Origin of the sequence: Paenisporosarcina sp. TG20, assembly GCF_000286315.1 — a bacterium.
Classification (GTDB): domain Bacteria; phylum Bacillota; class Bacilli; order Bacillales_A; family Planococcaceae; genus Paenisporosarcina.
Map to the genome: position 1 here is coordinate 1 of NZ_ALJG01000089.1, position 2326 is coordinate 2326.

Sequence of the window (2326 nt, forward strand, 5' to 3'; positions counted from 1 at the left end):
CCGCCTTGCGCTACAATCAAATGATACTGTCTAGAATTAACGGAAACCAATTAAATATTCGTGTTTATTATCTAATTGAAGAGTAATGAAATTGACTCAAATACAAATATAATCTATAGGATTCTAGATATTATTTATGAAATTGTAGGTCTATATCCTCTATTTATTGAAACACCCAATCGCTTTTGTTATACGGTAATCATAATTTGAGTACCTAATGAGTTCACATCAATTGGTCAAAGTAATAGTAGGCCCTACAAGGGGATCAGCTAAATGGTAGGAATAACCCATCTGAGCGGCTCACTCAAGGATGGGTTATTTTTATGGTTAAATGAAAGTATTTATAGGTAATTCTGCGGAATGGATGCGTCGTTCGCTGCCCTTCAACCCTAACATTCAGATAAGTCCTGTTTTGGTTAATGAATATGAATAGACTTCTTTGTCCCAATGAACAGTGGCCAAAGATACAATTTCGGCCGCCATCGGTTTTTCTACTTTGATTTGGATTATCGTTTATGTACCTGTATAGGTCATTCTATTAACAGTGAAGTATTGCTTAAATCATATAAAGATCTGTAAGTTGTTTTGGTAACTCTCTTCGTTTTTGGCTACAGCATAAAAACCTCATAATCAACAAAGCCTTTTTTCTGATTGCACGAATAGCAGGCACAGACACAGTTGTCCGGAGTTGACAGGCCATTTTTCACCTTAGGCGTTTTATGGTCAATTGTGTCACCGTAGTTTCCACAATAATGACAAATATAATCATCTCGCTCCAACACCATTTTCTTGAGGAAACTTTTAGAATAAAACAACTGGATGACATTTTTGTGTATTATTCCTGCTGCGCCTTGCTGGACTAAATTTCCAGCTTTTTCCCGATTAACATAACTCGTTATTGTTTTACTCATTTTGATTTTAACCCGAACCTTGATAAATTCATTTTCTAATAAAATGAGATCATATGATAACTTTTATTCATTGGTCAGAATAACGTCTATTCTCCTGTTTTTGCACGATATACAATAGGACCGACCTGACACTCCCACCGCTAAAGCAGTGGGGTTCTGTTCGAAATGGCTTCTTTCAATCGGACACCACGCCAACCCGCAGGTTGCTGGAATAGGAATTGAACACTGACCATCACAATAAGAACGTTCGCAGCGAAAGCAACCTCTGTTGCCACCAGGACTGCATCTCAAACCTTTCGGTCTCGGGTGTGTCAACCCGCAAAAACAAACATCTATTTTTCAGACAGCGAAAGCTGTCTTTTTGCTCTTCAGCCGAATACCGCTCCCAACAACTCTTTTCCTTAATCGTTGACCTGTTTTCAGTGTGCCATGAAACGAACACACGTTCCACCAAGAGACAGGAAGAATAGCATAAAAAAATGCTTGAAGTGCCAAAAACCTTTGGTTTTCTGAAGCACTCCGCATTTTTCTTCGCTTTCCTCCCATCGCTAAAGCAGTGGGCTTCCAGCTCAGGCAAGTCTGTGAATTTTTAGAGGATTGGCTTCCACCTTTGCGAGAATAAGCATGTATTGACTTTGACTCTTTGCAGATTTTACACACTTTGTATAAAATACAGAACTCTCCCAGAGTCATTTGCATTCATCCTCCAATGCTAAGTAGTTAAAAAGTCCAAAACACCAAGTCATAAATAAAAGATCCAAATTCGATAAATCTATTTTTAAAAACCTAATAGTCGGAAATGTTTTCATCACAGATTCACCATAATTATACTGGTGACAGTGTCAACCTTCGCTGACCAGATCCACTTCTATATCATTCTCTTCTAGCCATTGAATAAGCCATTTCTTAGCGCATTCATTTTCATATCTATACCAGCTTTCTTGCAGATTCATTATATGTACTTTATCTTTAAAGTTCCTGAATGGTTTTCTCCCATTGAGTGTATTGAGCAACTGATCCCTTACAACATGGAGTTGTTCTTTGGTGAACATGACCATGACTTCAAATGCATCTGAAGAAGAAATTTGAGGAATCTGAATAAGATTTTCTGCAGTTTCCTCATCATCCCAGTCAATCTTTGGTTCTCCTGTTATAGTTTCTGATGCGTCGAGAAAAATTTCACCTGTTTGACGATCTAAGACATATTCCATCTCAACATCTCGAGTTAGAAATGCCTCGATTAACTCTTCGTTTAAATTCATATTAGTCACCTCGTATCTTTCGCCTCATGATATTTAACATAACCTGAATATCTAAAGATTTTTGAAAATATTTTATGCCACTCTATTATATTATTTGTATTGGCTAAGGTAAAGTTACGTATTTTAAGTATTTTTATCAAGCGTGTTGATTAT

General features: G+C 37.1%; 2 protein-coding genes. Both read right to left on the minus strand.

Features of this window, described 5'->3' with window-relative positions:
- Nucleotides 1-608: 608 nt before the first annotated feature.
- The gene (locus tag B371_RS20975; protein ID WP_019412419.1) at nucleotides 609-911 is read right to left on the minus strand and encodes an HNH endonuclease; all 303 of its coding nucleotides are present in this window, start codon (nucleotides 909-911) and stop codon (nucleotides 609-611) included.
- An 842-nt stretch (nucleotides 912-1753) separates the two neighbouring features.
- On the minus strand, nucleotides 1754-2173 hold the full coding sequence (locus tag B371_RS20980) for a UPF0158 family protein (RefSeq protein WP_019412421.1): 420 nt from the start codon (nucleotides 2171-2173) through the stop codon (nucleotides 1754-1756).
- Between the last annotated feature and the right edge of the window lie 153 nt (nucleotides 2174-2326).

Bases quoted from the DNA above. Each gene is read 5' to 3' on its own strand.
- B371_RS20980 (WP_019412421.1), bottom strand. From the start codon at position 2,173: ATGAATTTAAACGAAGAGTTAATCGAGGCATTTCTAACTCGAGATGTT.
- B371_RS20975 (WP_019412419.1), bottom strand. From the start codon at position 911: ATGAGTAAAACAATAACGAGTTATGTTAATCGGGAAAAAGCTGGAAAT.